Genomic DNA, 25,249 nt, shown 5'->3' on the forward strand with positions numbered 1-25,249 from the left:
CAAAATGTGGGTGCTGTGATCGTTGAATCCATGGAAACCGGGACCGGTGAGCATCAGGCTCGGTGCCGGTGGTGTTCAGCCATCACCGTGTCCGCTGGGGCGGTGTCACAAAGGTGACGGCGTCAGCGGTTTGAAGCAGGGAAGGCACGCCGGGGCGCCGGCTCTGAACGGCGACGCCCAGGAATCGACGGCCTCAGGCCGCCTGTTGCTGCAGGCGGGACTCGGTGCTGTCCGCCAGTTGGGTCAGGAGCAGGCAGCAGGATACCGCGCCGGCATCCAGGTGACCCCGTGAACGCTCGCCCAGTCGGGCCGACCGTCCGATGTTCGAGACCAGGTCCCGGGTCGATTCCTTGCCCTGTTCGGCACTCTGACGCATCCGTTCCAGCGCCACGGTGAAATCGTCGCCGTTGGCCACCGCGTGCTGGTAAGCCTCGACGGCCGGCACCAGCGTATCCAGCAGACACTTGTCGCCCACCTGCGCATCGCTGATGTCCTGCAGCGAGCGCAACCCGTTGGCCAGCATCTCGCCGAAGGCAGCCTCGTCGATCGTGTCCTTGTCCTTGACGGCCGTGGCCATGCCCAGGAACAGGCTGCCGTACAGCGGTCCCATGGAGCCGCCGATGGAGCCCATCAGCACGCTGGCCAGTTTGCCCAGGCCCTTGGACAGGGACAGCGACTGGCCGTCGATGGCTTCACCGCACTGGCGAAAGCCTTTCGCCATATTGATGCCGTGGTCGCCGTCGCCGATGGCGCCGTCCACTTCGCTGAGGTAATTCTTGTTTTCCAGAATGATGGCCACGAGATCCTGCAGGATGTCATGGCCTTTCGAGGTATCCAGGTAGTACATGATCGGTCTCCCAGGTGGCCGCGGGATTACTGGCTGAGCGCCAGGGATGTTGCCGGGGCATCGAGCAATGTTTTCAGTTCGTCGTCCAGTTTCATCAGGGTGAGAGTGGCGCCCATCATCTCCAGCGACGTGAAGTAGTTGCCGATATAGGTGCGATGTACCGTTATGCCCGCCTCTTCCAGGATGTCCGCCACGTCGGCGTAGAGCAGGTTCAGCTCCATCACCGGTGTGGCACCCAGGCCGGAGACCAGCACGGCCACGTCGTCGCCCCGGTTGAACGGCCGGTCTTCGAGAATCGGCTTGCACATCGTGGCGGCCATCTCTTTTGCCGAGGTGAGATCGGTAACCTCAATGCCCGGTTCGCCGTGGTGGCCGATGCCCAGTTCCATCTTGCCCGGCTCGATGGAGAAATTCGGTTTGCCGTTGGCGGGAATGGTGCAGCTTGAGAGGCCCACGCCGATGCTGGAGCAGGCGTCGACCGCCTTCTGCGCCAGGCGGATGACTTCGCTCAGGTTGTCGCCCCGGGCCGCGGCGGCGCCGCCGATCTTCCACATCATGATCTCGCCGGCCACGCCGCGCCGCTTGTCGCGCTGATCGGCGGGGGCCGAGGCCACATCATCCCGGGCGACCACGGTCTGCACCTCGATGTCGTCCAGTTCGGCCATCTGACGGGCGAGCTTCACGTTCATGTTGTCGCCGGCGTAGTTGCCGTAGAGACAGGCCACGCCCCGGCCGCGATCGGCCGCCGCGAAGGCCTTGTGGAAAGCGTCGGCCGTGGGGGAGGAAAAGATTTCGCCGATCGCGACGGCGTCACACAGCCCTTCGCCGACGTAGCCCAGGAAGGCAGGTTCGTGGCCGGAGCCGCCGCCGGTGACCACGCCCACTTTGTCCGCGTCGACGTTGCCGGCGTATTTCAGGACCCGTGGATGGTCGGTGGCCGCGTAGAGAGTGGGGGAGGCGCGCAGATAGCCGCGTACGGCGTCATCCACCACGTTGTCGGGATCGTTGATGATGCGTTGCATGGGACCTTCCTCATGGACGGGTTGTTTTTGTGAATCCAATGATCGACCGAGAGTTCATCTTAGAAGGCTCCCGGTCCGACGCCCAGCACGCGGGTTGAGGTGCGTACTCCAGAAGCCGCAATCGTCCACCCGAGTGATTTATGTTCTATATGCGATCAAATGTTTAGGTATTTGTCCGTAGGCTGTCAAGGTTCTTTGTCCGACCTCGTGTTCGTCTTTTGTCTAATATTTGCCCGGTTTTTGTCGCTATAGTCCATAAAAACAGGAGGTTATATCGAGTCGCTTGACCGACTCTTCGCTTTGCTCGGCTCGCATTATTTTGATCAATCATTGCAATTTTGCACGCTTAGGCTTTACAAATGTTCTTGCGTTGATAATTTGTATGTGTGCCTGCCGGCATGGGGTCGGCGGCCAGTCGAGTGGGAGGTCTGTCCATGTCTGATGCAAATGGCGTCGGAAAAGGGGCGTTGCGGGTTGCTTTCGGTGGCGACGAGGCCGCATTCGAGCTCAAGGAAATTCTGATGGCGCATGCCCGCGCTCTGGGGTTCGAGGTGGTGGATTTCGGCACCTATAATGCCGAGCCGGTGCTCTATCCGGATGTGGCGGTGCGTGTGGCGCAGGCGATCAGCGCCGGTGAGGCGGATCGGGCTGTGCTGGTGTGCGGCACCGGTATCGGCGTCGCGATCTCGGCCAACAAAGTGCGCGGTATCCGGGCGGCCCAGGCGCACGATACCTATTCGGCGGCCAAGGCACGGTCCAGTAACGATGCCCAGGTCGTCACGCTCGGGGCTCGCGTCGTCGGCCCGGAGCTGGCCAAGAATATCGTGACGGCCTTTCTGGAAACGGAGTTCGGCGGTGGTGCGTCGGTCGACAAGGTGTCGCGTATCCAGGATTACGAGCGGGAGTTCTTTCGGGACTGAGCGGTGATTTCCGATACAACTGATCGGTAATCGTTCGCCTGTTCATTGTGCTATGGTGTGGCGGTCCAATATTACAGCCGTTGCGAGACCCTGCCATGGAAGAAAAGATTGAGAGCGCCGACATCAGCCTGATGACCGAGATCGCCACCCTGTATTACGTGGAAGGCGAGACTCAGGAGGTGATTTCAAAGCGCCTCAATGTGTCCCGGGTGAAGGTGGGGCGTCTGCTCAAGCGGGCGCATGCCGAGGGTGTGGTGGATGTGCGGGTGCGTCAGCATCCTTCTGCGAGCGCGGAGCTGGAGAAGGAATTGTTGCGCCGCTTCAACATCAAGCGAGCCCTGATCGCTCTCGATCACGCGGATGAGGATACCCAGCGGGCCGGCGTGGCCAGTCTGGTGGCGGATCATCTGTCGCGGACCCTGCGCGACGGCTCGATTGTCGCCGTGGGCATGGGGCGCAACGTCGGTGCGGTGGCCGAGAACACCTTTGATCAGGGAGAGCGCAAGTGCTCCTTCGTCTGTGCCATCGGTGGATCGCTGCGGGCCGGCGAATATATGAATCCGGATCATATCTGTCGCCGGCTGGCGATGAAGTTCGGTGGCGACAGTGAAACCCTGTATGCGCCGGCCCTGGTCCAGAATCCCGAATTGCGGGATGCCATGTACGAGAACCCGACCGTGCGCCAGACCATGGATCGCGCACGGCGTGCAGACATTGCCCTGATCGGGGTCGGGGATGTCAGCGAGAACAGCAACATGGTACGAATGGGCTGGTTCTCGCCGGAAGAAATTGCCGAGGCCCGGTTGTCCGGGACGGTTGGCGACATGATGGGGTACGACTTTATCGACCTGTACGGGAATCCGTCAGTGACGCCCATGCAGGGGCGGGTGATCGGTCTGAGTATCAGCGACCTCGCGCGCATCCCCGATGTGATTGCCATCGCCAGTGAAAACACCAAGGCTGTCGGCATCCTGGGTGCCCTGCGGACCGGCGTGATCGATACGCTGGCGACCAGTGTGACCAATGCCCATACCATCCTGCGCCTGGACGAGGCTACGCCCGACACCAAAGGGTGATGGGTATTCGCTCGTCCCTCTCAAGCCCTTCTCCCGCCGCGCTGAACATTTGAACGCATGCCGTTTATGCGCGCGCCTTGTTTTCGCCCGATTTTTATTCAAATTCCCGAATGTGTTTTTGTGAATAAAATTAAATCGTTAAAAATCAGTTATATATAATATTAGACTAAAGTCGAATAAATAATTTCAGACGCGTTGTTGACGTGAGCGCCCTGAGCGTTCTTAATGCAAATGTACACAACAAGATCAAATGAAAAGGCTTTGTCAGCCAGAGGAGGCCCTCATGAACGAAACGCTCGCCCAAACCGAATCTTCGGAAATCACCATCCCCAAAACCATGCGCGCGATTGTGGCCTATGCCCCTGGCGACTATCGGCTCGAGGAAGTCGATGTGCCCGAGATTGGCGAGAAGGAAATCCTGGTCAAGGTCGAGGCCTGCGGTATCTGCGCCGGTGACCTGAAAGCCTATGAAGGCGCCCCCAGCTTCTGGGGTGACGAGGAGCAACCGGCCTACATCAAGGCGCCGATGATTCCCGGCCACGAATTCGTCGGTCGTGTGGTCAAAATGGGGCCGGGCGCCAAAGGTTTCGAGATTGGCGACCGCGTGATCTCCGAACAGATCGTGCCCTGCTGGGACTGCCGCTTCTGCAACCGGGGCCAGTACTGGATGTGCGAAAAGCACGACGTGTACGGCTTCCAGAACAACGTCAACGGCGGCATGGCCGAGTACATGAAGTTTCCCAAGGAAGCCATCAACCACAAGCTGCCGGAAAACGTGCCGATCGAGAACATCGTGCTGACCGAGCCGTTCTCCTGCTCCATGCATGCCGTGGAACGAGCGCAGATCCAGCTGGGGGACATCGTCGTCCTGTCCGGCGCCGGCACCCTGGGCCTGGGCATGATCGGCCCGGCCAAGAAATCCGGCCCGGCCAAGCTGGTGGTGCTCGACCTGCACGGTGAACGCCTGGAGCTGGCCAAGAAGTTCGGGGCGGACGTGGTGCTCAACCCGCGCGAGGAAGACGTGGTCCAGATCGTCAAGGACATGACCGACGGCTACGGCTGCGACATCTACATCGAGGCCACCGGGGCCCCGAAATCCGTGGAGCAGGGGCTGGCGATGCTGCGCAAGTTGGGCCGCTTCGTGGAGTTCAGCGTGTTCAAGGATCCCGTGACCGTGGACTGGAGCATCATCAGCGACCGCAAGGAGCTGGATGTGCTCGGCGCCCACCTGGGGCCCTACTGCTATCCGCACGTCATTGAGGGCATCGAGAGCGGTGACTTCCCGACCGACGGCGTGGTGACCCACAAGCTGCCGCTGGAAGAGTTCCACAAGGGCATCGACCTGATGAAGAACGACACCAGCGCCCTGAAGATCATGCTGGTTCCGGACCTGTAAGGCCGGACACCGACAACGCAAACGACAACTGTGACCAACAATAACAGCCAGAGGTCGACCTGCCATGAATGCACCGGCCAGCATTGCCGCCGTTAGCGGTCCCCTGAAGCGGCCCCGCGTTGCCGCGGCGATCATCGCTGCGGTTATTCTCCTGATCCTGATGGGCCTGGACACCAAGGTGGTGGTCATGGGCTCCGACGAGGACGTCCAGGACGACGTGTTCTCGCCCCAGCAATACGGTGAGGCGCACTTCCCGGATATCCGCACCTTCGTCGAGGATAAAGCCGTCACCGCCGATGTGCTGGCCGCGGCCATTGCCCAGGACAAGAGCGCCGCCGGCAAGGAATACGGCACCCCGGCCGGTATCGGCCCGATCATGCCGGTCAGCTTCACCGGCGTGGCCGGCGAGGAAAAAGCGGGTATCTATTCTGTAGCCGTTCCCGGCCTGCCCGATGGGGTGGCGGTGCGCGTCCAGACCGGCCCGGCCATCAACGGCACGGCCCTGCGCGACGCCACCGGCGAGATTTCATTCGGCCAGTTCACCAACCAGATCGAGTACCAGAACGCCGGCGCGGGCATCAACAACGCCATGAAGGCGGACGTACTGGCGGACATCGATACTGACAACCTCACCGGCAAGACCATCGAGGTCACCGGCGTGTTCAAGCTGATCAACCCGAAGAACTGGCTGGTGACGCCGGTAAGGCTGAGTGTGCAATGAGTGCCGAACCCGTAACACCGCTACCCGACGCGGCCGACGATGTGGTCCTGTCCGCCCGGCACGTGGCGAAGTCCTTCGGCAGCGTCCAGGCGCTGAAAACCGTCAACTTCGACGTGCATCGCGGCCAGGTGACCACCCTGTTCGGTGAGAACGGGGCCGGCAAGTCGACGCTGATGAAGATCCTGTCCGGCGTGATCCAGCCCACCTCCGGCGAGATCCTGCTGGAAGGCGAGCCGGTGAGTTTCGCCTCCACCACCGAAGCCCAGCGCCACGGTATTTCCATTATTCACCAGGAGCTGAGCCTGGCGCCCAACCTGAGCGTGCGCGACAACATTTTCATGGGTCGCGAACTGGTCCGCCGCGGCGGTATCGACTACGCCGAGGAGGAACGCCAGACCCGCCTGCTGATGGAGGAACTGGACGAACCCATCGACCCGCGCACCCCGGTGGAAGACCTGCGCCTGGGGCAGCAGCAGATCGTCGAGATCGCCCGCGCCCTGTCCGTGAACTCGCGCATCCTGATCATGGACGAGCCCACCTCGGCGCTCAGCGCGTCGGAAGTGGAGGTGCTGTTCCGGGTGATCCGAGATCTCAAGAGCCGGGGCGTGTCCATTGTCTATATCTCCCACCACCTGGAAGAAGCGCTGCAGATCACCGATCACGCGGTGGTCCTGCGGGACGGCACCATGACCGCCTACGCCCGGCGCGAGGACATCGACCTGGAGTGGATCGTCCGCAACATGGTGGGGGACAACTTCAACCTGGGCGAGCCGCCCACTGGTCACGCCTTTGGCGAAGTGGCCCTGTCCCTGGACCGGATTTCCGTGGCGGACACCGCCGTGCCGGAACGCCATGTGGTGGACCAGCTGTCCCTCGATGTGCGCGCCGGCGAGATCGTCTGCATCTACGGCCTGATGGGCGCCGGGCGGACGGAACTGTTCGAGAGCGTGGCCGGACGGGTGCCCATGGTGGGTGGTCAGGTGATGCTGGAAGGGCAGGACGTGTCCGGACTGAGCATCGCCGAGCGCATCGAGCGCGGCCTGGTGCTGGTGCCCGAGGATCGCCAGCGGGATGGCCTGGTGCAGACCATGTCGGTGGGCGAGAACCTGTCGCTGGCCAGCATCGGCGCGTTCACCCGGGGCGGGCTGACGTCGTCGCAACTGGAGCAGTCGGTGGTCGACGAGTCCATCCGCAACGTGCACATCAAGACCGACGGCGCCCAGGCGGGCATCGGGTCCCTGTCCGGGGGCAACCAGCAGAAGGTGGTGATCGGCAAGATGCTGGCCACCCACCCGCGCGTGGTGCTGCTGGACGAGCCCAGCCGCGGCATCGACATCGGCGCCAAGGCGGAGGTGTTCCGCCTGCTCGCCGAAGGCGCCGAGCAGGGGCTGGCCGTCGTCTATTCAACGTCGGAGGTGGGGGAGTGCCTCAGTATCGCCCATCGCATCATCGTCATGAGCCGTGGCCGCATCGCCGCGGAATTCGGGGCCGACGCCACCAAGGCCGAGATCATGGCCGCCTCCGGTGAGGCCGTCGTGGCGTGAGCCTGACCGGTGCCGGGTTCAACGGCACGGCCTTGAGCGTTTCAAAAGCACAGCCCTGAGCGGTTTTAAATAACAACAGCCTTGAGCGGTTCTTTATAACAAAAGCGGAGTCCAGAACCATGTCCGAAACCAGCCAAGCCGCCAGCCGCCCGGGAGGTCTGTTCTCCGGGGGGCAATTCGATCTGGGGCGCATGCTCCTGGAAGGCCGGGCGTTCTTCGCCCTGATCGCCATCATCCTGATTTTCTCGGCCCTGTCGCCGGTGTATTTCTCGACCAACAACTTCCTGACCATGTCGTCCCACGTGGCGATCTTCGGTTTGCTGTCGATCGGCATGCTGCTGGTGATCCTGACCGGCGGTATCGACCTGTCGGTGGGCTCCACGCTGGGGCTGGCGGGTGTCGTGGCGGGCTACCTGATGCAGGGCGTCCACCTGGATGCCTTTGGCGTGGTGCTCTATCCGCCGGTGTGGGTCGTGGTGATCCTGACCTGTGCGCTGGGGGCGTTTGTCGGCGCCATCAACGGCGTGCTGATCGCCTACTTCAAGGTGCCGGCCTTCGTGGCCACCCTCGGTCTGCTCTACGTGGCCCGCGGTGCGGCCCTGCTGATGACCAACGGCCTGACCTTCAACAACCTGGGCGGCTCTCCGGAGCTGGGCAATACCGGCTTTGACTGGCTCGGCTTCAACCGCCTGCTGGGCGTGCCCATCGGCGTCCTGGTGCTGGCGGCGGTCGCCATCCTGGTGATTGTGATGCTCAACCGCACGCCGTTCGGGCGCTGGGTCTATTCCACCGGCGGCAACGCGCGGGCCGCGGAGCTGTCCGGGGTGCCGGTCAAGCGGGTGCAGGTATCGGTCTACGTGCTGTCGGGGATCTGCGCGGCGATTGCCGGGCTGGTGCTGTCCTCCCAGCTGACCTCCGCCGGGCCGACGGCCGGGACCACCTATGAGCTGACCGCCATCGCCGGCGTGGTGATCGGTGGTGCGGCGCTGGCCGGCGGTCGGGGCAACGTGCGCGGCACGCTGTTGGGTGCCTTCGTGATCGGCTTCCTGTCCGACGGGCTGGTCATCATCGGCGTTTCGTCCTACTGGCAGACCGTGTTTACCGGCGCCGTCATCGTTCTCGCCGTGCTGCTCAACAGCATCCAGTACAAGGGCAAGGCCCGCAAGAAGCAGCCGCCCGCGGCGAAGGAAACGCCGTCATCGTCAACGTCCAACAGCTCTACACCGTCTTCGCAAGCTGTATCGTCTTCGCAAGAGAGTGCCCGGGAACAGGCAGTCGGGCACTGAGCGGAATCCGTCGCCGGTCCGCCGGCATAACAATCATAAGAGAAAGGTGATCCCATTATGTTGATTACAGCAAAGCGCCTGCTGATCGCCGCCGCGTTTGCGACGTCCGCACTGTTCGCGTCCGTCGCATCGGCCCAGGATCAGGGACTCATTTCCATCATTGTGAACGACACGTCCAACCCCTACTGGTTCACCGAGGGCAAGGTCGCCAAGGCCACCGCGGAAGATCTGGGTTACACGGCCAACGTCAGCTCCCACAAGGGCGACACCAACACCGAAAGCAACCAGATCGATACCGCCATCACCAACCAGGCCAAGGCCATCATTCTCGATCCGGCCAACGCCAACGGTTCCGTCGGCGCCGTGCGCAAGGCGGTGGATGCGGGCATCCCGGTGTTTATCGTCAACGCCGAAATCAACAAGCAGGGCCTGGCCAAGGCCCAGCTCGTGTCCAACAACGCTCAGGGCGCGGCTCTCGGTGCCCAGCAATGGGTGCAGAGCGTGGGTGACGAAGCCAAATACGTGGAACTGAAAGGCGCGCCGTCCGACAACAACGCGGCCACCCGTTCCAACGGCTACAAGACGGTCCTGAGCCAGTATCCGAGCCTGGAAAAAGTGGGCGGCGATGTCGCCAACTGGGACCGCACCCAGGGCTACAACAAGATGCAGAGTATGCTGCAGGCCCATCCGAACATCGACGGCGTGATCAGTGGCAACGACGAAATGGCGCTGGGCGCCATCGCAGCCCTGAAGGAAGCCGGCAAGCTGGACGACGTCGTCGTTGGCGGCTTCGACGGCTCACCGGATGCGGTGGATGCGGTCAAAGCGGGCGAACTGGCCTACACCGTCCTGCAGCCGGTCGCCATCTTCTCCGCCGAAGCGGTGCATCAGGCGGACCACTTCATCAAGACCGGCAAGACCGGTGTGGATCATGAAAAGCAGCTGTTCGACTGCGCCCTGGTCACGCCGGACAATGTGGATGACTACACCTCCGCCTTCGTGCTGAAGCAGTAAAACGCTGAGCCATGGAAAAAGCCCGGACGTCGGCTGACGCCCGGGCTTTTTTAATCCCGCCGGAAAAACTCAGCGGGCGGCGTGGTTCTCCCACACCAGGATCGCCGCCGCCAGGTCCTCCAGCGACACACCGACGGACTTGAACAGCGAAATGGCGTCATCCCGGGTGCGGCCGGGATGCGCGCCATTCGCCAGTTCAGACAACTCGGCTTTGATGGCGCCCATATCGAAACGCCCTTCGTTGACCGCATGATGCAGGTCGCCGGCTTCGCCTCTGGCACCGGCGTGGGAATCCACAAACACCTCGGCTTTCTCGACGCAGGCGCTATCTGTCTCCCGCATGTCGGGGCGGAATGCGCCCACCAGGTCCACATGGGTGCCCGGCCGTAACCATTCGCCCCGGATGATCGGCTGTGTGGACAGGGTCGCCGCACTGACGATATCCGCACCGGCTACCGCGCTGGCGAGATCTTCCGTGGCTTTGACCGACGCTAACGGCACCTGCCCACCGGAGTAGCCGACATAGTCCGCCGCCAAGGCGCGGGCCTTGTCCAGATTTCGGCCATAGACCACCACGTTGCGGATGGGCCGGACGGCCGCATGGGCCTCGATCAGCATGGGCGCCAGCTTGCCGGTGCCGACCACAACCAGTGTTTCAGCGTTTTTCCGGGCGAGGTAGCGCGCGGCGAGGGCTGAGGCCGCTGCGGTGCGGCGCCGGGTCAGCTCGCTGCCGTCGATGCAAGCCAACGGCTGGCCGGTAGCGCCGTCACTCAACAGGTATACGCCGCTGATAGCGGGCAGGTCCTTGTCGGCGTTCTGGGGAAAGACGTTCACCATCTTCACCCCGAGATAGCCCGGTGACTGGTCGGCATCCTCCCAGGCGGGCATCAGCAGCATGGTGGCCTCGCCGTCTGCGCGATGGACCGCGTGGTGATGGCGAGGCGGCGTTTCGATGCCCCCGGTGAAGGCCCGGTCGAGCCGATCCACCAGTTCGGTCCAGGGCAGGGCCCGGGCGACGTCGTCTTTGGTGAGTATGTCCATGAGCCGGGCTCCGCCGGAAAAGTGAGTGAAACCAACAGCAAAGATAGTCGCCCGTCCGGCCGACGTCAGGTTAATGTCAACTGTACCGGTCACAGTTCCCGTTTCAGGGGCAACTGTTCCGCTTTCTATTCCCTCACCTGTATCTGCCGAAAAATTGCTCAATTTCCGATCATGAACCCGTCGGCACACACCCGCCCATGAGGACCGCGGGTGTGGCCTGGAATCACGTTCAACCCGAGGGGGCAATGATCATGGCAACTCAAATCGCACACACGCTCAAACTCTGGCAGCGCCGGGCGGCGTCTCGGCGTGCCATGCGTCAACACATGCTCTGGAGCGACATCTCGGTGATCGAGCGGGATCTGGGCATGGCGCCGGGCAGTCTCAACCGGGAAGCGCACAAGCCGTTCTGGATGGAATGAGGCGTTCAGCCCATCAGGCCCTTGCCCACCAGCAGGCAGCCGGACACGAGCAGTAACCCCCGGCAGATGCGGATGAAGGTGGCGCCGTCGAAGCGCTTCTGGATCACGTAGCCGAGCTGGATGCCGATCAGCGCGGCGGGCAGCAGGCACAAAGACACCCAGAGCAGCCGTTCTTCCCAGAAACCGTTGAGCTGGTAGGGGACGACCTTGGTCAGGTTCATCATGCCGAACAGGACCGCGGCCGTCCCCAGCCACGGCATCTTGTCGAGCTGGCGTCCCAGGAAGTAGACGCTGATCGGCGGGCCGCCGGCGTGGATCAGCGTGCTGGTCAGGCCCGAGATCGCCCCCCAGAACCAGCCAGCGCTCTGGAACCGCCGCAGCCAGCCGGCCAGGTTCTGCCAGCTGGCGAAGAGGATAGACACCGCCCCGGTGATCAGCTCCAGCCGGTCGGTGGATAACTCGCCCATCACCACGCCGCCGATTGCGATGCCCACGATCACCGCCGGCGCCAGCCGGATCAGGTCGGCCTTTGACGCATGCCGCCAGTACAGGTGAATGGCGCGCACATCCATGAACAGCAGCACCGGCAACATGATCACGGTGGCCGCGGGCAAAGGAATGGCGAGGGCCATCAGTGGCACGGCCAACACGCCGGCGCCGCCGGCAAAGCCGGATTTGGAAATCCCGGTCAGAATGACGCCGATGACGGCGAGGATCCAGAATAGCGGCGTGTCGAAGGGCGGTGCCATGCAGGAGTCTCGGGCTGTGAACGCAAGCCCGTTATCCTGCGACAGCGGCCAGTGCTTGTCCAATTTCAGTGATTTAGACCCAGCACCTCGTCGCTGGGCGCCGGGCGGGCGAAGAAGTAGCCCTGGCCCAAATCGCATTTCATGGCGGCGAGAATCCGGGCCTGCTCGCCCGTCTCGATACCTTCGGCGGTGACCCGCAGATCGTGAGCCTTGGCAATGGCAATCACCGCGCGCACCAGCGTGGCGCCCCGCTCGCTCTCCAGGTCATCGATGAAGATCTTGTCGATCTTGAGTTCGTCCACCATCAGGTGCTGCAGGTAGCTCAGCGAGGAGTAGCCGGTCCCGAAATCGTCAATGCTGACCTCAATGCCCATCTGGCGCAGGTCGTCCATGATGGCGGTGGTGGTCCGGCGCATTTCCATGACGATGCCTTCGGTGATTTCCAGCTGCAACGACCGGGCCGGAATCTGGTAGGTCTGGAGCAGGTCCCGGATAAAATCGGACAGCGCTGTGTCGGAAAAGTGCTTGGCGGTGATGTTGACGGCAATCACCGGCTCCGGTTTGCCCTGACGAATGGATTCGGCAATCAGCTCCGCCACCCGGGTCAGCACGTAGCGGTCCAGTTTCTGACCCAGCGCCGATCGCTCGGCAATCGGGACGAACAGGGCCGGCGAGATCGCTCCCTGCCGCGGGTGCGTCCAGCGCACCAATGCTTCGTAACCGTGGATCCGGCCGGTGGCCAGATCGAACTTGGGCTGCAAGTGGACGTCAATGGCGCGGGTGTCGATGGCCTCCTTGAGTCCCTGCTCGATATCCATCTGGCGGCGCAGGTCTTCGTGGTATTCGGGGTTGAAGTAGCTGTAGGCCAGGCCATGGTCCCGGGCATCCTTCGCCGCTGACGACGCCATCAGCAACAGGGTGTCCAGGGCCCGGGTATCGTGTGGATAGAGGGCGATACCGCAGGTGGTGTCCAGCCGAATCTGCTCGCCATGGATGGTGTACGCCGCTTCCAGCGTCAGAACCACCTGGTTGGCGAGCGATTGGGCCTCATCCTGGTCGATCACCGGTGCCATCACCACGAAATCGTCGCTGGTCACGCGGCCACACAGGTTGGCCCGGTCCAGTCCCAACCGGAGACGACGGGCGGCCTCGGCCATGATCAGGTCGCCGGACTCGAACCCGTACTGCTGGGTAATGCGTTCAAACTGGCTGCAGTCAATGTGCAGCAACGCGTAGCGCCGCCCCGGCTGAATCCAGGCGGCAAGGGCGTCGCTGTAAGCCTGCTTGTTCAGGAAGCCGGTCACCGGATCGTGACTTTGCAGGTACAGGGCCTGCTCGACAGCAGCCTCCTGCTGGGAAATGTCGATGCCAAAGCCCTGGAGTTCCGGCGGCTCGCTGTTGCCGGATTCCACACGTTTGAACGACCAATCGACCAGGGCGCCGCTGTCCTGCGCCTTCATCGTGACCTTGATGTTGACCTCACCCAGGTCGTCACTGGAGCGGAACATTTGCGCCAGCAGATACGGCAACTGGTGCTCCGCATCGTCGGCGATCGACGTCAACGGAATACCCATCAACGCGTCGTGCTGGACACCCACCACCTGGGAAAAGGAGGCATTGGCGAAGGTGATGCGCAGCTTGCTGTCCAGCCGGCAGATCAACTGCTTCTGGCTCTCGACGATGTCCCGATAGCGCTCTTCCGCCTCGCCCAGTTGGCGCAAGACCGCGTTGTAGCTGGTCAGGTCGTGGCAGATCCCGATGAAATTGCGGTGACCTTCGTGGAGGGCTTCGCCCACGGACAGATGCAGCGGGAAGGTCGAGCCGTCCTTGTGCCGGCCTTCGACCTCGCGGCCGACGCCGATGATCCGGGCCGGGCAACCCTGCAGGTAATTCTGGAGGTAGCCGTCGTGGTGCCGGGCCACGTACTCGGGCATCAGACACTTCACGTTCTGGCCGATCACTTCGTCCCGACGGTAGCCGAACAGGCGCTCCGCCGCGCTGTTGAAGCTGGTAATAATGCCCGCCTCGTCAATGGTAATGATACCGTCGACGGCGGCTTCGAGCAGGGTGGAATAGAGGTCTCCGAGTTCAGACAGTCTCATGGTGCCATCATGCCTCTCACAGGATCCGCAATCGGGATCATGTCATTCCCTGGCGCCGCACAGGTCACCCATGAGTTGGATGATCTGGCGCCGCGCACCACATCGCATCCAGCAATGGCCGATCAGCTCTCGATCAGTTAAATGCCTTCATCAATTTTACGAGCCGAACCAGAGCGTTGAATGGCTCTATGAACGGACTCGGAGGTTCACCTCCCTATTTTAGACCCTCCCGCAACATTGCGCAGGGATGGGCACGATAATCGGCCCAATTGAATGGTTATATGACTCATTGCGCCATGCTGGCAGCTTCGTCGTCTGACTCTTGGGGCGGTTGCCAGGGATCCAGCAGGCCGATCTGGCCGATACCGGGCAGCTTGATGCCCAACGCCAGCGGGTCAATCCCGAAAGACAACCCCAGCAGATTGATTTCCAGGCCCTCATGAACGCTGGCCAGCAGACCGGCGTAGCCGAACGCCGAGACCTGGAATCCGGAATCCGACGGTGTCTGGGCGACAAACGGCGCTTCCAGGTAGTCCTTGCCGATGGCGATGTTGGGTAGGGCCACGTCCAGGCCGGGTACATGACGAATCACCCAGGCGGTAAACGTGTTGCTGTTGGGGCCGGGCCAGGCGTCGTACTCGTAGCGGTAGGGGTAGCTGGCGACGGCTTTCTTGATGGCTGGAATCAGCTTGCCGGCCTGTGGGCCCCGGATGTCGGCCAACAGGGTCGGCTCGTTACCGTACCAGGCCCGGTCGGGCAGGCCCGGGCCGGAGCGCACCTTGTCCTGGCGCCAGCCGGTGACCTCGTGCACCTCGTAGGTGTCGGCGTGGGCGGCCTTGGTGGCAATCCAGGTATGCACCGCAAAGTAGCCGCGCCAACTGAACGCCCGCGCCGCATAGACCTGCACGATGGCTTCGGGCGCCTGTTCCGGGGCGGGCGCTTGCCCACTGCTGGAGCGGTCCGCCGTGTGCCAGTCCTGCGAGGCATTCAGCCCGCTGCAGGCGGCCATGAATAACGGGCCAGCGAGCAGGGCCGTCAGCATGACGATGAGGCGGAGGCTCCAGCGGGCACTGTGTTTTACGGTCTGATGCATGGGGTGATCCGTTGGCACATGGAAGACTCAGATCAAGCGAGAACTGTTCCAATTTACGCGTCCATGGCACAGTTCGACCAGTATGGACTCCCCGGGACATTAGCCTGCCCCGGGTTCGGTTTTCCGGATATCGGGCGGTGCCGATGCAATTCAGAGTGTTACAGGCCGACGATGCGGAGGCCTTGATGCGGTTTGAAGTGAGCAACCGCCACTGGTTCGAGCGGTTTATTGAAGCACGGGGCGATGCCTTCTATGCCCCGGATTCGATCCGGGAACACATCGATGCGTGCCTGTCCGAATATGCCCGTCAGCAAACGTATCCGACGGTCATCATCGACCAGGGTGCTATCCTCGCTCGCGTGAATCTGCGGCAGGTGGATTGGTCCTCCCGCCAGGCCCGGTTAGGGTATCGTGTGGCGCAGGCCGCAGCAGGTCGGGGTGTGGCCAGCTTCGGAGTGGCGGCCATGATCCGGCGGGCGCGGGAGGAATGGCGACTGAGCGCACTTGAGGCATTTGCCTCGCTGGAGAATCCGGCGTCTCAGCGGGTTCTCGAAAAGCAGGGCTTCGATGTAACGGATCGCCATCCCGGAATGGCGCGGGTTGGCGACCGGCGTATCGACTGCCTCGGCTATCGCCTGGCACTCAGTGCCCGCTGACCACCGGCAGCCAGAACGCCAGCGCCAGCAGCGTCACCAGCAGCACCGGCGGCGTGATGATCAGCCCCACTTTCATATATTGCCCCCAGCTGATGCGGTGGCCGGTGCGGGCCAGAACGTGCAGCCACAGGAGGGTGGCGAGGCTGCCGATCGGCGTGAACTTCGGGCCCAGGTCGTTGCCGATCACGTTGGCGTAGACCATCAATTCCCGGATAAGCGGTGTTACGTGGGCCTGCTCGATGGCCAGGGCGCCGACCAGCGTCGACGGCAGGTTGTTCATGACCGACGCCAGCGCCGCCGTCAGGAATCCGGTGCCCACGGTGGCGATCACAGGGCCCTGTTCTCCCAGCCAGGTGATGGCCTGCGCGGCTTGGTGTGTCAGCCCGGCATTGCCCAGGCCGTAGACCACCAGATACATTCCCACCGAGAACAGTACGATCTGCCAGGGTGCGTGACGCAGCACCCGCTTCAGGGAAATCACCCGCCCCCGCTTGGCCACATACCAGCGCCCCGCGATGGCCATCAGGGCCAGGGCCGCCAGACCCGTGACCAGTGCAATAGGCACGCCCAGCGGAGCGGTCACGAAGTAGGCGAGCATCAGCAGGATTAGCAAAGGAAATGCCGCGTGGAACACCTGCCGGTCACGGATGGCCGAAGCCGGCTCGGCAAGGGTGTCGGTGTCGTAGCGAGCCGGGATGCGCCGCCCGAAATAGAGCCAGAGCACGGCCAGCGTGGCTGCCAGCGACGCCAGGTTCACCGGCACCATCACCAGCGCGTAGCGCTCGAACGACACATCGAAGTAGTTGGCGGTCACGATATTGACCAGGTTGGAAATGATCAGGGGCAGGCTCGTCGTATCGGCTACGAAACCGGTGGCGATGATAAAGGCCAGGGCCGCGGTCGCGCTGAATTCCAGTCGCAGCAGGATGCCCATCACGATCGGCGTCAGCAGCAGCGCCGCGCCATCGTTGGCAAAGAAAGCGGCAATGAACGCGCCCAGCAGGATGATCAGCGGGAACAGTACATGTCCGCGCCCACCGCCCCAGCGGGCCACATGCAGCGCCGCCCAGGAAAAGAAGCCGGCTTCGTCGAGGATCAGCGAGATGATGATCAGCGCCACAAAAGTGAAGGTGGCGTCCCACACGATGTCCCAGACCACGGCCACATCGGGCCAGTGGACCACGCCGGTCGCCAGGGCCACGGCCGCCCCACCGAGGGCACTCCAGCCGATCCCCAGGCCGCGGGGCTGCCAGATCACCAGAATCAACGTTGCTACAAAGATCAGCAGAGCCAGCATCGTGTTTGATCCTTAGAGCGAACGCTGGTTGACGCGTTGGGACACTTGCTCGGCGCTTTCCACCCGCTCCGAGTAGCGGTCGGTCAGGTAGGCGCCGTGGCCCCGGGTCAGCCAGGTGAACTTCACCAACTCCTCGCACACGTCGACCACGCGCCTGTAGTAAGGGGACGGTTTCATGCGGCCGGCGTCGTCGAATTCGGCAAAGGCCTTGGGCACCGACGACTGGTTGGGGATGGTCAGCATCCGCATCCATCGGCCCAGCACCCGCAACTGGTTGACCGCGTTGAAACTCTGGCTGCCGCCACAGACCTGCATCACCGCGAGGGTTTTGCCCTGGGTGGGGCGGACACCGCCGAGGGCCAGCGGAATCCAGTCGATCTGGGCTTTCATCACTGCCGTCATGGCGCCGTGGCGCTCCGGGCTCACCCAGACCATGCCCTCGGACCAGCTGGCCAGCTCCCGCAATTCAGCGACTTTGGGATGCTCGGCGTCGGCGCCATCCGGCAGTGGCAGGCCCTGTGGGTTGAAGGTGCGGACGTCGCAGCCAAACCAGCGCAGCAGGCGTGCCGCTTCCTCCGCCAACAGGCGCGAGTAGGAGCGCTCCCGCAGGGAGCCGTAGAGGACAAGGATGCGCGGCGCATGGCGGGGCGCGTCCGGGCCGGCCAGACTGGCGTCGTCGATGGGATGCAGCTGCTCCGGATCGATATTGGGCAGGTCCGCCAGACTCATGACGTGCTCCCGTCAAAGTGAACCACGTCGCCGTCTTCCTTGGTGAACGTCGACACCGGGGTGTCGAGCAGGGGGAGCACGGCTTCGGAGGGCCGGCACAGCTTCGTGCCCTTGTCGGTCACGACAATCGGGCGGTTGATCAGGATGGGGTGAGCCATCATGGCGTCGATCAACTGCTCGTCGCTCAGCGCCGGGTCGTCCAGCCCCAGCTCGTTGTAGGGGGTGCCTTTTCGCCGCAGCAGTTCCCGGGGCGGCATCGCCATCGCCTGCAGCAGCTTGAGCAGCGTTTCCCGGGTTGGCGGGCTTTTCAGGTACTCGATCACCTGCGGCTCCTCGCCGGATGCGCGGATCATGGCCAGGGTATTGCGGGACGTGCCGCAGTCCGGATTGTGGTAGAGGGTCACGGTCATGATGGTTCTCCAGTGGCAGGCGGTGTGCAGCATGGTTGCAGACTATCGAGCAGGGGCTGACAGACGTCAGGGCGCCCGCCGCAACAGTCCTGCACCAGGAACTGCACCGTTTCGCGGATGGCCTCCAGGTCGGCCCGGTAGATGATCGACCGGCTCTGGCGCTCCGAACGCACCAGCCCCGCCCGAGCCAGCACGGCCAGATGGGACGACATGGTGTTGTGGGGCACTGCCAGTAACCGGGCAATCTCGCCGGCCGGTAAGCCTTCCGGTTCATGCGCAACCAGCAGGCGGAAGGCCTCCTGTCGGGTGGCCTGGGCCAGGGCGGCGAAAATGTCGATGGCGTTATTTGTGTCCATATGTCGAAGTTTATCGACATGTTGTCGGCGGCACAATCCACTGTCGGTGATTTGCGCGTTGGATGCTGATAGATTGGCCGTTTAACGCAGTAGCCCGGTGCCGGGTCGTCCAGGGAATGGAGAGGCTTATGATCAGGAACGCCACGGTAGAGGATGCCGGACGCATCGCCGACATTTACAACCATTACATCGAACAGACGGTCATCACGTTCGAGGAAGAGCCGGTAACGGCTGACACCATGGCCGCCCGTATTCAGGCCTGCCAGGATCACGGCCTGCCCTGGCTGGTCCTGGAAGCGGTGGGACAGGTCGCCGGTTTCGCCTACGCCGGTCAATGGATCGCGCGGCCGGCGTATCGCTATGCCGTGGAAGTGACCGTGTACCTGGATCACGCCCAGGTTCGCCGGGGGCAAGGTTCCCGGCTCTACGAGGCGCTGTTTGCGGACCTGCGAGAACGGGGTATCCACACCGTCATTGGCCTGATTGCACTGCCCAACGACGCCAGCATTGCCCTGCACGAGAAGATGGGCATGGACAAGGTCGCCCACCTGCGCGAAGTCGGCTTCAAGTTTGGCCGCTGGCTGGACGTGGGCTACTGGCAGGGCACGCTGCAAGCCCCGTAACGAATCAACAACGAGGAATCAGGAAGAAGCATGTCCGCACTTAATATCCGCACCGCCACGCCGGCCGACGTCCCCCAGATTCTCCGTTTCGTCCGCGAACTGGCGATCTACGAGAAGGCCGAGCATGAGGTGGTGGCCACCGAAGCAACTGTCGAGTCCTCCATCTTCGGTCCGGACTCCACCGTCCACGCCCTGATCTGCGAACGGGGCGGCGAGGCGATTGGTTTCGCCGTGTACTTCTACAACTACTCCACCTGGCTGGCGAAGAACGGCCTGTTCCTGGAAGACCTCTACGTCACCCCGGCGGCCCGGGGCAGCGGCGCCGGCAAGGCCCTGCTCAAACACCTCGCGCAGGTGGCCGTGGCAAAGAACTGCGGCCGTTTCGAATGGAACGTGCTGGACTGGAACGAACCGGCCATCCGCTTCTACGAATCCCTGGGCGCCAAACCGCAAAGCGAATGGATCGGTTACCGGCTGACCGGACAGGCGCTGCTGGATCTGGCCGAAAACTCGAGTGACGCTTAAGCCGTCGCTTGTTGCTTGTCTGCCGATCGCCGCAACTGGGGCATGAGTTTTTCCACCAATCCCGACCAGTCGATCGGCAGCCGTTTCTCCAGCGCCTCGAGCGCAGGATCGTTCGACGGCGGAATCGTGACCGGCTGTTTCCCCGCATAGATCACGTAGTTGTTGCTCTTGGTGCGATACAGGAATACCTCGGCAAACAGCCTGCCCAGATGTCGGATCAGCGTACCGTCCCGGGCTGGCGCAAGGTGGAAGTTCAGGGCCAGCCAGCCTTCGTCGCTGAGGGCCTGGTGGCACTGGTCGACGAAACGGCGATGCGCCTGGGCCGGACTCATACGGTCGGCGTTGTAGAGATCCGCCAGGATCAGGTCGGTGCTGCCCGGCGCCATTTTCTGCAGGGCCGGGCGGGCGTCGGAGATGGTGATCCGCACGCGCTCGTCGTCCGGCATGGCAAAGAACTCGTGGGCTACCTCGGCTACAGCACGGCGCAGTTCCACGCCATGAATCCGGCAGGCCGGCAGCATGTGGTGCAGCGCGCTGATCATCACGCCGCCGCCCACACCCAGTACGGTGGCGTGGGCGGGCTCGTGGAACGCCAGCGGCAGCAGCATGGCGCGGTTGTATTCATGCACCGGCAGCCACGGTTTCTTGCGGGCGATCTTGCTCTGCTCGAAGACCGAGTCGAACGTCAGCACCCGGTGCTTGCGGTAGTCCAGTACGCGGACCGCGCCGAGGGCGTCGAAGGTCTCATGGGTCACACTGCCGTTCAGACTGAACTTCATGTCCGGACTCTTTATAACGAAGGCCAGCCCTCATCCTACCGGTCTCAGTCGGGCGCGCCCAGATAGTTGTCGACGATGGTCTGCCAGCCGGGGGACTCCGTCACTTCCAGGATCTTCTCCGACACCGGACCGCGCAGCGGACTGCCTTCCGGTAATGCCAACGCATAGAGCTGCTGCTGGAAGACACCGGGCAGGACCGTCAGGGGCCGGCCTTCCTGCTGGTTGCGATACTGCAGCAGGGCGCGGTCGTAAACGATGGCGTCGGTTTCGCCGGTCACGGTGGATTGCAGCGCAGCGGTCAGGTTGGGATACAGCTCGTGGCGAATGCGGTGATCCTGCAGGTATTCCTCGCTGGCGGTATTGGCGATGGTGGCGATGTTGTTGCCCGGCAGATCCTTGGGTCCCTGGATCTGGTTCTGCAGGTTGCTGACCGTCAGCGACGAGGTAATCGCCGCCGTGAAACTGGCTACCATGATCAAACCAGCGAACATCCAAACGAGCGCAATCAGACGGCCCGCGAGCGAGACCGGCGCCTTGTCGCCGTAGCCGACCGTGGTCATGGTCACTGCCGCCCACCAGAAGCTGGAGCCGATGCCCTGGCTGGCGCTGCCGCCGAACTGTTCGGGATTGCGCTTGCGCTCCACCAGCCAGAGGGCAAACCCGACCGCCAGCAACAGGCCGGCGAGCCCGAGGATGACGCTGAGGAATTTCCAGCTCATCAGGGCCTTCAGGGTGCTGAACAGGCTGGGCTGGGGCACGGGTGGAATCGCGATGGACAGGCCGGTCTGGAAGAAGGGATGACTGAAGTCGAAGCGGGTTTCCCGGTCGGCGGTCATGGTCAGAGCGCCGACAGCTACGTCGATGTCACCGTTTTCCACCGCCGGCAGCAACTGCTTGAAGGGCATGGGTTCGAATTCGTAGTCCCGGCCCAGGTCTTCGGCAACCTGCCGCCAGAGGTCGATGCTGATGCCCTGCCATTCGCCCTTGTCCGTCTTGATGACGAAAGGCGGGACTTCGGTGATGCCGATTTTCAGGGGCTTGTCCTGAGCGTGCGTGTGGATGCTGAAAAGCAGCAGGGCAGCCAGTACGGCCAGGGGTTTCCAAATGCTCATGCGCGACTCGCTTGTTGTTGGCTTATAGTCCGTTAGGGTATCGCTCAACAGTCTATACGGTCCTGGCCGACTCCGGATTGCCCGGAGAGCCACGCAGGTTGGGATTCGTAGGGAACCCTCGTCGAAGGATGCAGAGGACGCAACGGCATGGCTCAGTCTGATCAAGGCAATAACCAGCTCGACTCCAACGAGAAACGGGACGCCCGTCGCCGCGAGGCGCCCAGTGCGGCGGTGGTTTATGAAGCCATCCGCGCCGAGGCGGAAAGCGAGCTGGAAAGGCCGCTCGCGGGGCTGGGCTGGTCCGGCTTGGCGGCGGGTTTGTCCATGGGGTTCTCGCTGCTGGCCCAGGCGTTGCTCCACAGCTACTCGCCGGAGGCGAGCTGGACGCCGATCATCAGCAGCTTCGGCTACTCGATCGGTTTTCTGTTCGTGATTCTCGGTCGTCAACAGCTGTTTACCGAGAACACGCTGACGCCGGTGCTGGAAGTGCTGCGGGTACGCCGCTGGCCGGTGGTGCGAGGAACGCTCGCGCTCTGGGGTGTGGTGTTATTGGCCAACATGGTCGGGGTAGCCATCTTTGCCATGGCGCTGGCCGGCTTTGATGTGCTCGATCCGAAAATCGATGCGGCGCTGAAAACCCTGGCGGGCCGGGAATACGGGCATCCGTTCGGCACCATGTTTGTCCGGGCGATCTTTGCCGGCTGGCTGGTGGCCCTGATGCTGTGGCTGATGCCATTTGCCGAATCCGCCCGGGTCGGGGTGATCATCCTGGTGACTTACGTGATCGGTCTGGCGCATTTCCCCCACATCATTGCCGGGTCGGTGGCAGCCCTGTATGCGGTGTTTACCGGTTCGGAGGGCATCGTGGTGTTTTTCGCCAACTTCTTCGCGCCGACGCTGCTGGGCAACATGGTGGGCGGCATCATGATGGTGGCGGCGGTGAACTACGCGCAGGTGGCCTACAGTACTCACGGTGACGCCGCAGCTTCGGACGATTGACCGGGCTGCCTGTGCCCTGGCGGCAGGCTGGGCTATGCTAGAGAAGCGCCGAGCCTTCGAAGAAACGACTGGCAGGATGCCTGATGGCGTCGGGGCGCATGGTCCCGTGTGGCGCAGTCGGGTCCGGGAATGACAGGCAGGGAGGCCAGCCACTGCGCAGGACTCTGCGTGATCTTAGCTTCAACTGGGACGGTGTGGCTTGCGCGTATTCTGGTCTCTTTTGTGTGGTGTGCTTTTCCTGGCAGGGCATGCGTGGGCTGATACGTCCTCATCCAAAGCCGGCACCGCTCCGACTCGGGACGCAGGGCAGGGCTACGTTGGCGCGGCCGCTTGCGCCGGGTGCCATGCCACCGAACAGGCGGACTGGTACGGCTCCGATCACGATCTCGCCATGCAGCCGGCGACGCCGACGACCGTCCTCGGCAACTTCAAAGACGCCACCTTCGATTACTTTGGCACCACCTCCACGTTCTTCCGCAAGGACGACACCTTCTATGTGCGCACCGACGGCCCGGACGGCAAGCTGGCGGATTTTGCCATCGCCTACACCTTCGGCGTCTATCCCCTGCAGCAGTACCTGATCGAGTTGCCCGGTGGCCGTCTGCAGGCCCTGGGGATCGTCTGGGATACCCGAAAGAAGAGTGCTGGCGGCCAGCGCTGGTATCACCTGTATCCCGACGAGCCCGTTCGGGCGGGCGACCGGCTGCACTGGACGGGGCGGGACCAGAACTGGAACTTCATGTGCGCGGACTGCCACTCGACCAACCTGCAGAAAAACTACGATCTGGATTCGCGCACCTACGCCACCACCTGGAGCGAGATCGATGTGGGCTGCGAGGCCTGCCACGGCCCCGGGAAAGATCACCTTGAGGCGATGCAGGCCGAGAACTGGAGCCTGCCCCACAACGGCTTCAAGCTGTCTCTGGCGAGGGCGGAGTCCAAAGTCTGGACGACCAATCCGGAAACGGGGAATCCCTATCCCTGGACGGCCGGTCCGGAGGCGCAACCGGAGCTGGAGGTGTGCGCCCAGTGCCATTCCCGCCGCGCCAACCAGTTCCACGGTGCCCGGCCCGAGGATGGCCTGTTCAATCACTTCATGCCGGCGCTGTTGGATGAGGGGCTGTATCACGCCGATGGCCAGATCGACGGCGAAGTCTACGTCTACGGCTCCTTCCTGCAGAGCAAGATGTACCAGTCCGGGGTGACCTGCTCGGATTGTCACAATCCCCACAGCCTCAAGCTGAAAGCCCGGGGCAACACCCTGTGTGCCCAGTGCCATCTGCCCACCAAGTACGACACCGACGCCCATCATGGGCATCCGGCCGGCAGCGAGGGTGCGCAGTGTGTGAATTGCCACATGCCCGAGAAGACCTACATGGGCGTCGACGATCGGCGGGATCACAGCTTCCGCATACCGCGCCCCGACCTGTCGGTCAGTCTCGGCGTACCCAACGCCTGCACCCGGTGCCACACCGACCGGGATGCCGAATGGGCCGCGAACGAATTGGAAAAACGGCACGGCAAGCCGCCGGCCGGGCACTTCGCACGGGCCATCCACGCTGGGCGCTATGGCGGGCCGCAGGCGGAACAGCTGTTGTCTGAACTGATCCTGGATTCGGCCCAGCCGGCAATCGCCCGGGCCACCGCATTGACCCTGCTGCCGGGTTACCTGTCGAACCAGTCGGCGCCGGTGCTGCAGCAGGCCAGTCGCTCCGAGGATCCGTTGATTGCCCTGGGAACGTCACAGGCGTTGAATGGCATTCCCGAGCAATACCGCCCCGCCTTCGGGTTGCCGGAGCTGTATGACGCCCACCGGGTGATTCGCGCGCTGGCGGCCAGCAACATGGCACCCTCGACCATTCCCGCCAACCCGGTCGAAGTCCAGGTTCGCTATGAGCAGGCCCGGGACGAGTACATGGCGTCACAGCGCTTCAACGGCGACCGGCCCGAGTCGCTGGTCAATCTCGGTGATGTCAGCGGTCAAGCCGGACAGTTTGATGAGGCCGCGCAGTACTACCGCACGGCGATTGAGCTGGCGCCGGACTATACGCCGGCGTATGTGAACTTTGCGGATTTCCTGAGACGCCAGGGACGCGACGGCGACGGCCAGCAAGTCCTGGAGCAGGCGTTGGATCAGGTAGTCGACCCGGCCCCCATCGAACACTCGCTGGGTCTGCTGATGGTCCGCCAGCAACGCCACGATGCGGCCCTGGAGCATCTGCGCAAGGCCGCCATGGCCCCCACAGCCACCAGCCGTTACATCTACGTTTACGCCGTGGCGCTGCAATCGACGGGCGAGACGCAGCAGGCGGTGGATGTGCTGGAAGCGGCCTACCACCGTTTCCCGGGGAACCGACAATTCCTCTCAGCCCTGGTCAGCTTCAACCGGGAACTGGGGAACGACGCCAAGGCGGACTGGTACGAGAACCAGTTGCGTTGACGGCTTCCGGGGAACGACGCACGGCGCATCGAATCTGTCTGGCTGCCGGTGCCGTATCGGTCTATGAATAAAGCAAAGGAAAAACAGAAA

25 protein-coding genes are annotated in these 25,249 nt (G+C 63.1%); 13 read left to right on the plus strand and 12 right to left on the minus strand.

The genetic code is table 11. The annotated features are described in order from the left end of the window. Positions 1 to 193: 193 nt before the first annotated feature. Together dhaL and JL474_RS18890 are read right to left on the minus strand one after the other, a co-directional pair. On the minus strand, positions 194 to 847 hold the full coding sequence (dhaL, locus tag JL474_RS18885) for a dihydroxyacetone kinase subunit DhaL (RefSeq protein WP_203143301.1): 654 nt from the start codon (positions 845 to 847) through the stop codon (positions 194 to 196). Positions 848 to 873: 26 nt separating this feature from the next. Continuing rightward, on the minus strand, positions 874 to 1,869 hold the full coding sequence (locus JL474_RS18890) for a dihydroxyacetone kinase subunit DhaK (RefSeq protein WP_123636239.1): 996 nt from the start codon (positions 1,867 to 1,869) through the stop codon (positions 874 to 876). 434 nt (positions 1,870 to 2,303) lie between these two features. Here JL474_RS18890 and rpiB point away from each other — a divergent pair, with 434 nt between their 5' ends. The 7 genes from rpiB to JL474_RS18925 all read left to right on the plus strand — a co-directional run bounded on the left by rpiB (position 2,304) and on the right by JL474_RS18925 (position 9,826). Next, positions 2,304 to 2,789 carry a ribose 5-phosphate isomerase B gene (rpiB, locus tag JL474_RS18895; protein ID WP_203143302.1) on the plus strand — a complete coding sequence of 162 codons (486 nt, stop codon included), beginning with the start codon at positions 2,304 to 2,306 and terminating at the stop codon, positions 2,787 to 2,789. 95 nt (positions 2,790 to 2,884) lie between these two features. After that, positions 2,885 to 3,865, plus strand: coding sequence for a sugar-binding transcriptional regulator (locus tag JL474_RS18900; RefSeq protein WP_203143303.1), 981 nt, complete (start codon positions 2,885 to 2,887; stop codon positions 3,863 to 3,865). Between the two features lie 283 nt (positions 3,866 to 4,148). Beyond that, positions 4,149 to 5,261, plus strand: coding sequence for an MDR/zinc-dependent alcohol dehydrogenase-like family protein (locus JL474_RS18905; protein WP_203143304.1), 1,113 nt, complete (start codon positions 4,149 to 4,151; stop codon positions 5,259 to 5,261). 64 nt (positions 5,262 to 5,325) lie between these two features. Then, complete coding sequence (locus JL474_RS18910) at positions 5,326 to 5,982, plus strand: DUF2291 family protein (protein ID WP_203143305.1); 657 nt, start codon at positions 5,326 to 5,328, stop codon at positions 5,980 to 5,982. Further along, positions 5,979 to 7,526 carry a sugar ABC transporter ATP-binding protein gene (locus JL474_RS18915; protein ID WP_203143306.1) on the plus strand — a complete coding sequence of 516 codons (1,548 nt, stop codon included), beginning with the start codon at positions 5,979 to 5,981 and terminating at the stop codon, positions 7,524 to 7,526. Before JL474_RS18910 ends, JL474_RS18915 begins: the two co-directional genes overlap by 4 nt. A 119-nt stretch (positions 7,527 to 7,645) precedes the next feature. Next, positions 7,646 to 8,812, plus strand: coding sequence for an ABC transporter permease (locus JL474_RS18920; protein WP_203143307.1), 1,167 nt, complete (start codon positions 7,646 to 7,648; stop codon positions 8,810 to 8,812). Between the two features lie 57 nt (positions 8,813 to 8,869). Then, a complete protein-coding gene (locus JL474_RS18925; RefSeq protein ID WP_203143308.1) occupies positions 8,870 to 9,826 on the plus strand; it encodes a D-ribose ABC transporter substrate-binding protein in 957 nt (318 codons plus the stop codon). A gap of 69 nt (positions 9,827 to 9,895) precedes the next feature. On the opposite strand, the gene lhpI is transcribed toward JL474_RS18925, so the two are convergent. Then, the gene (gene lhpI, locus JL474_RS18930; RefSeq protein WP_203143309.1) at positions 9,896 to 10,867 is read right to left on the minus strand and encodes a bifunctional Delta(1)-pyrroline-2-carboxylate/Delta(1)-piperideine-2-carboxylate reductase; all 972 of its coding nucleotides are present in this window, start codon (positions 10,865 to 10,867) and stop codon (positions 9,896 to 9,898) included. Positions 10,868 to 11,118: 251 nt separating this feature from the next. On the opposite strand from lhpI, the gene JL474_RS18935 reads away from it, so the two are divergent. Then, positions 11,119 to 11,289: a hypothetical protein gene (locus tag JL474_RS18935; protein ID WP_203143310.1), complete on the plus strand. Its 171-nt coding sequence runs from the start codon at positions 11,119 to 11,121 to the stop codon at positions 11,287 to 11,289. A gap of 5 nt (positions 11,290 to 11,294) precedes the next feature. Here the strand turns inward: JL474_RS18935 and JL474_RS18940 are convergent, their stop codons facing one another. From JL474_RS18940 to JL474_RS18950, 3 genes are all read right to left on the minus strand, one after another. Beyond that, positions 11,295 to 12,038: a sulfite exporter TauE/SafE family protein gene (locus JL474_RS18940; protein ID WP_203143311.1), complete on the minus strand. Its 744-nt coding sequence runs from the start codon at positions 12,036 to 12,038 to the stop codon at positions 11,295 to 11,297. A gap of 65 nt (positions 12,039 to 12,103) precedes the next feature. Then, positions 12,104 to 14,140: a putative bifunctional diguanylate cyclase/phosphodiesterase gene (locus tag JL474_RS18945; RefSeq protein ID WP_203143312.1), complete on the minus strand. Its 2,037-nt coding sequence runs from the start codon at positions 14,138 to 14,140 to the stop codon at positions 12,104 to 12,106. Between the two features lie 286 nt (positions 14,141 to 14,426). Next, positions 14,427 to 15,233, minus strand: coding sequence for a DUF3750 domain-containing protein (locus JL474_RS18950; protein WP_203143313.1), 807 nt, complete (start codon positions 15,231 to 15,233; stop codon positions 14,427 to 14,429). A gap of 143 nt (positions 15,234 to 15,376) precedes the next feature. Here JL474_RS18950 and JL474_RS18955 point away from each other — a divergent pair, with 143 nt between their 5' ends. Continuing rightward, positions 15,377 to 15,889, plus strand: coding sequence for a GNAT family N-acetyltransferase (locus JL474_RS18955; RefSeq protein WP_203143314.1), 513 nt, complete (start codon positions 15,377 to 15,379; stop codon positions 15,887 to 15,889). Here JL474_RS18955 and JL474_RS18960 read toward each other — a convergent pair. From JL474_RS18960 to JL474_RS18975, 4 genes are read right to left on the minus strand one after another with little or no spacing between them, the layout of a single operon-like run. Then, positions 15,876 to 17,186: an arsenic transporter gene (locus tag JL474_RS18960; protein WP_203143315.1), complete on the minus strand. Its 1,311-nt coding sequence runs from the start codon at positions 17,184 to 17,186 to the stop codon at positions 15,876 to 15,878. The genes JL474_RS18955 and JL474_RS18960 overlap by 14 nt on opposite strands. 12 nt (positions 17,187 to 17,198) lie before the next feature. Next, positions 17,199 to 17,915: an arsenical resistance protein ArsH gene (arsH, locus tag JL474_RS18965; protein WP_203143316.1), complete on the minus strand. Its 717-nt coding sequence runs from the start codon at positions 17,913 to 17,915 to the stop codon at positions 17,199 to 17,201. Continuing rightward, positions 17,912 to 18,328 (minus strand): arsenate reductase (glutaredoxin), encoded by a 417-nt coding sequence (arsC, locus tag JL474_RS18970; protein WP_203143452.1) that lies wholly within the window; start codon positions 18,326 to 18,328, stop codon positions 17,912 to 17,914. Before arsC ends, arsH begins: the two co-directional genes overlap by 4 nt. After that, positions 18,322 to 18,681 (minus strand): ArsR/SmtB family transcription factor, encoded by a 360-nt coding sequence (locus JL474_RS18975; protein WP_203143318.1) that lies wholly within the window; start codon positions 18,679 to 18,681, stop codon positions 18,322 to 18,324. The genes arsC and JL474_RS18975 overlap by 7 nt, the downstream gene beginning before the upstream one ends. 128 nt (positions 18,682 to 18,809) lie before the next feature. Between JL474_RS18975 and JL474_RS18980 the strand changes: the two genes are divergently transcribed. Further along, positions 18,810 to 19,304, plus strand: a complete 495-nt coding sequence (locus tag JL474_RS18980) for an arsinothricin resistance N-acetyltransferase ArsN1 family B (protein ID WP_203143320.1) — start codon at positions 18,810 to 18,812, stop codon at positions 19,302 to 19,304. Positions 19,305 to 19,334: 30 nt separating this feature from the next. Next, positions 19,335 to 19,829 carry a GNAT family N-acetyltransferase gene (locus tag JL474_RS18985; RefSeq protein ID WP_203143322.1) on the plus strand — a complete coding sequence of 165 codons (495 nt, stop codon included), beginning with the start codon at positions 19,335 to 19,337 and terminating at the stop codon, positions 19,827 to 19,829. Here the strand turns inward: JL474_RS18985 and JL474_RS18990 are convergent. Both JL474_RS18990 and JL474_RS18995 read right to left on the minus strand, forming a co-directional pair. Then, positions 19,826 to 20,608, minus strand: a complete 783-nt coding sequence (locus tag JL474_RS18990; RefSeq protein WP_203143324.1) for a spermidine synthase — start codon at positions 20,606 to 20,608, stop codon at positions 19,826 to 19,828. The two genes, JL474_RS18985 and JL474_RS18990, sit on opposite strands and share 4 nt — an antisense overlap. Positions 20,609 to 20,652: 44 nt before the next feature. Then, on the minus strand, positions 20,653 to 21,720 hold the full coding sequence (locus JL474_RS18995) for a transporter substrate-binding domain-containing protein (protein WP_203143326.1): 1,068 nt from the start codon (positions 21,718 to 21,720) through the stop codon (positions 20,653 to 20,655). A gap of 147 nt (positions 21,721 to 21,867) precedes the next feature. Between JL474_RS18995 and JL474_RS19000 the strand changes: the two genes are divergently transcribed. Both JL474_RS19000 and JL474_RS19005 read left to right on the plus strand, forming a co-directional pair. Next, positions 21,868 to 22,719, plus strand: coding sequence for a formate/nitrite transporter family protein (locus JL474_RS19000; RefSeq protein ID WP_203143328.1), 852 nt, complete (start codon positions 21,868 to 21,870; stop codon positions 22,717 to 22,719). Between the two features lie 199 nt (positions 22,720 to 22,918). Continuing rightward, positions 22,919 to 25,159: a tetratricopeptide repeat protein gene (locus tag JL474_RS19005; RefSeq protein ID WP_236012375.1), complete on the plus strand. Its 2,241-nt coding sequence runs from the start codon at positions 22,919 to 22,921 to the stop codon at positions 25,157 to 25,159. Positions 25,160 to 25,249 lie beyond the last annotated feature (90 nt).

Origin of the sequence: Marinobacter mangrovi (genome assembly GCF_016798325.1) — a bacterium.
Taxonomy (GTDB): Bacteria; Pseudomonadota; Gammaproteobacteria; order Pseudomonadales; family Oleiphilaceae; genus Marinobacter_A; species Marinobacter_A mangrovi.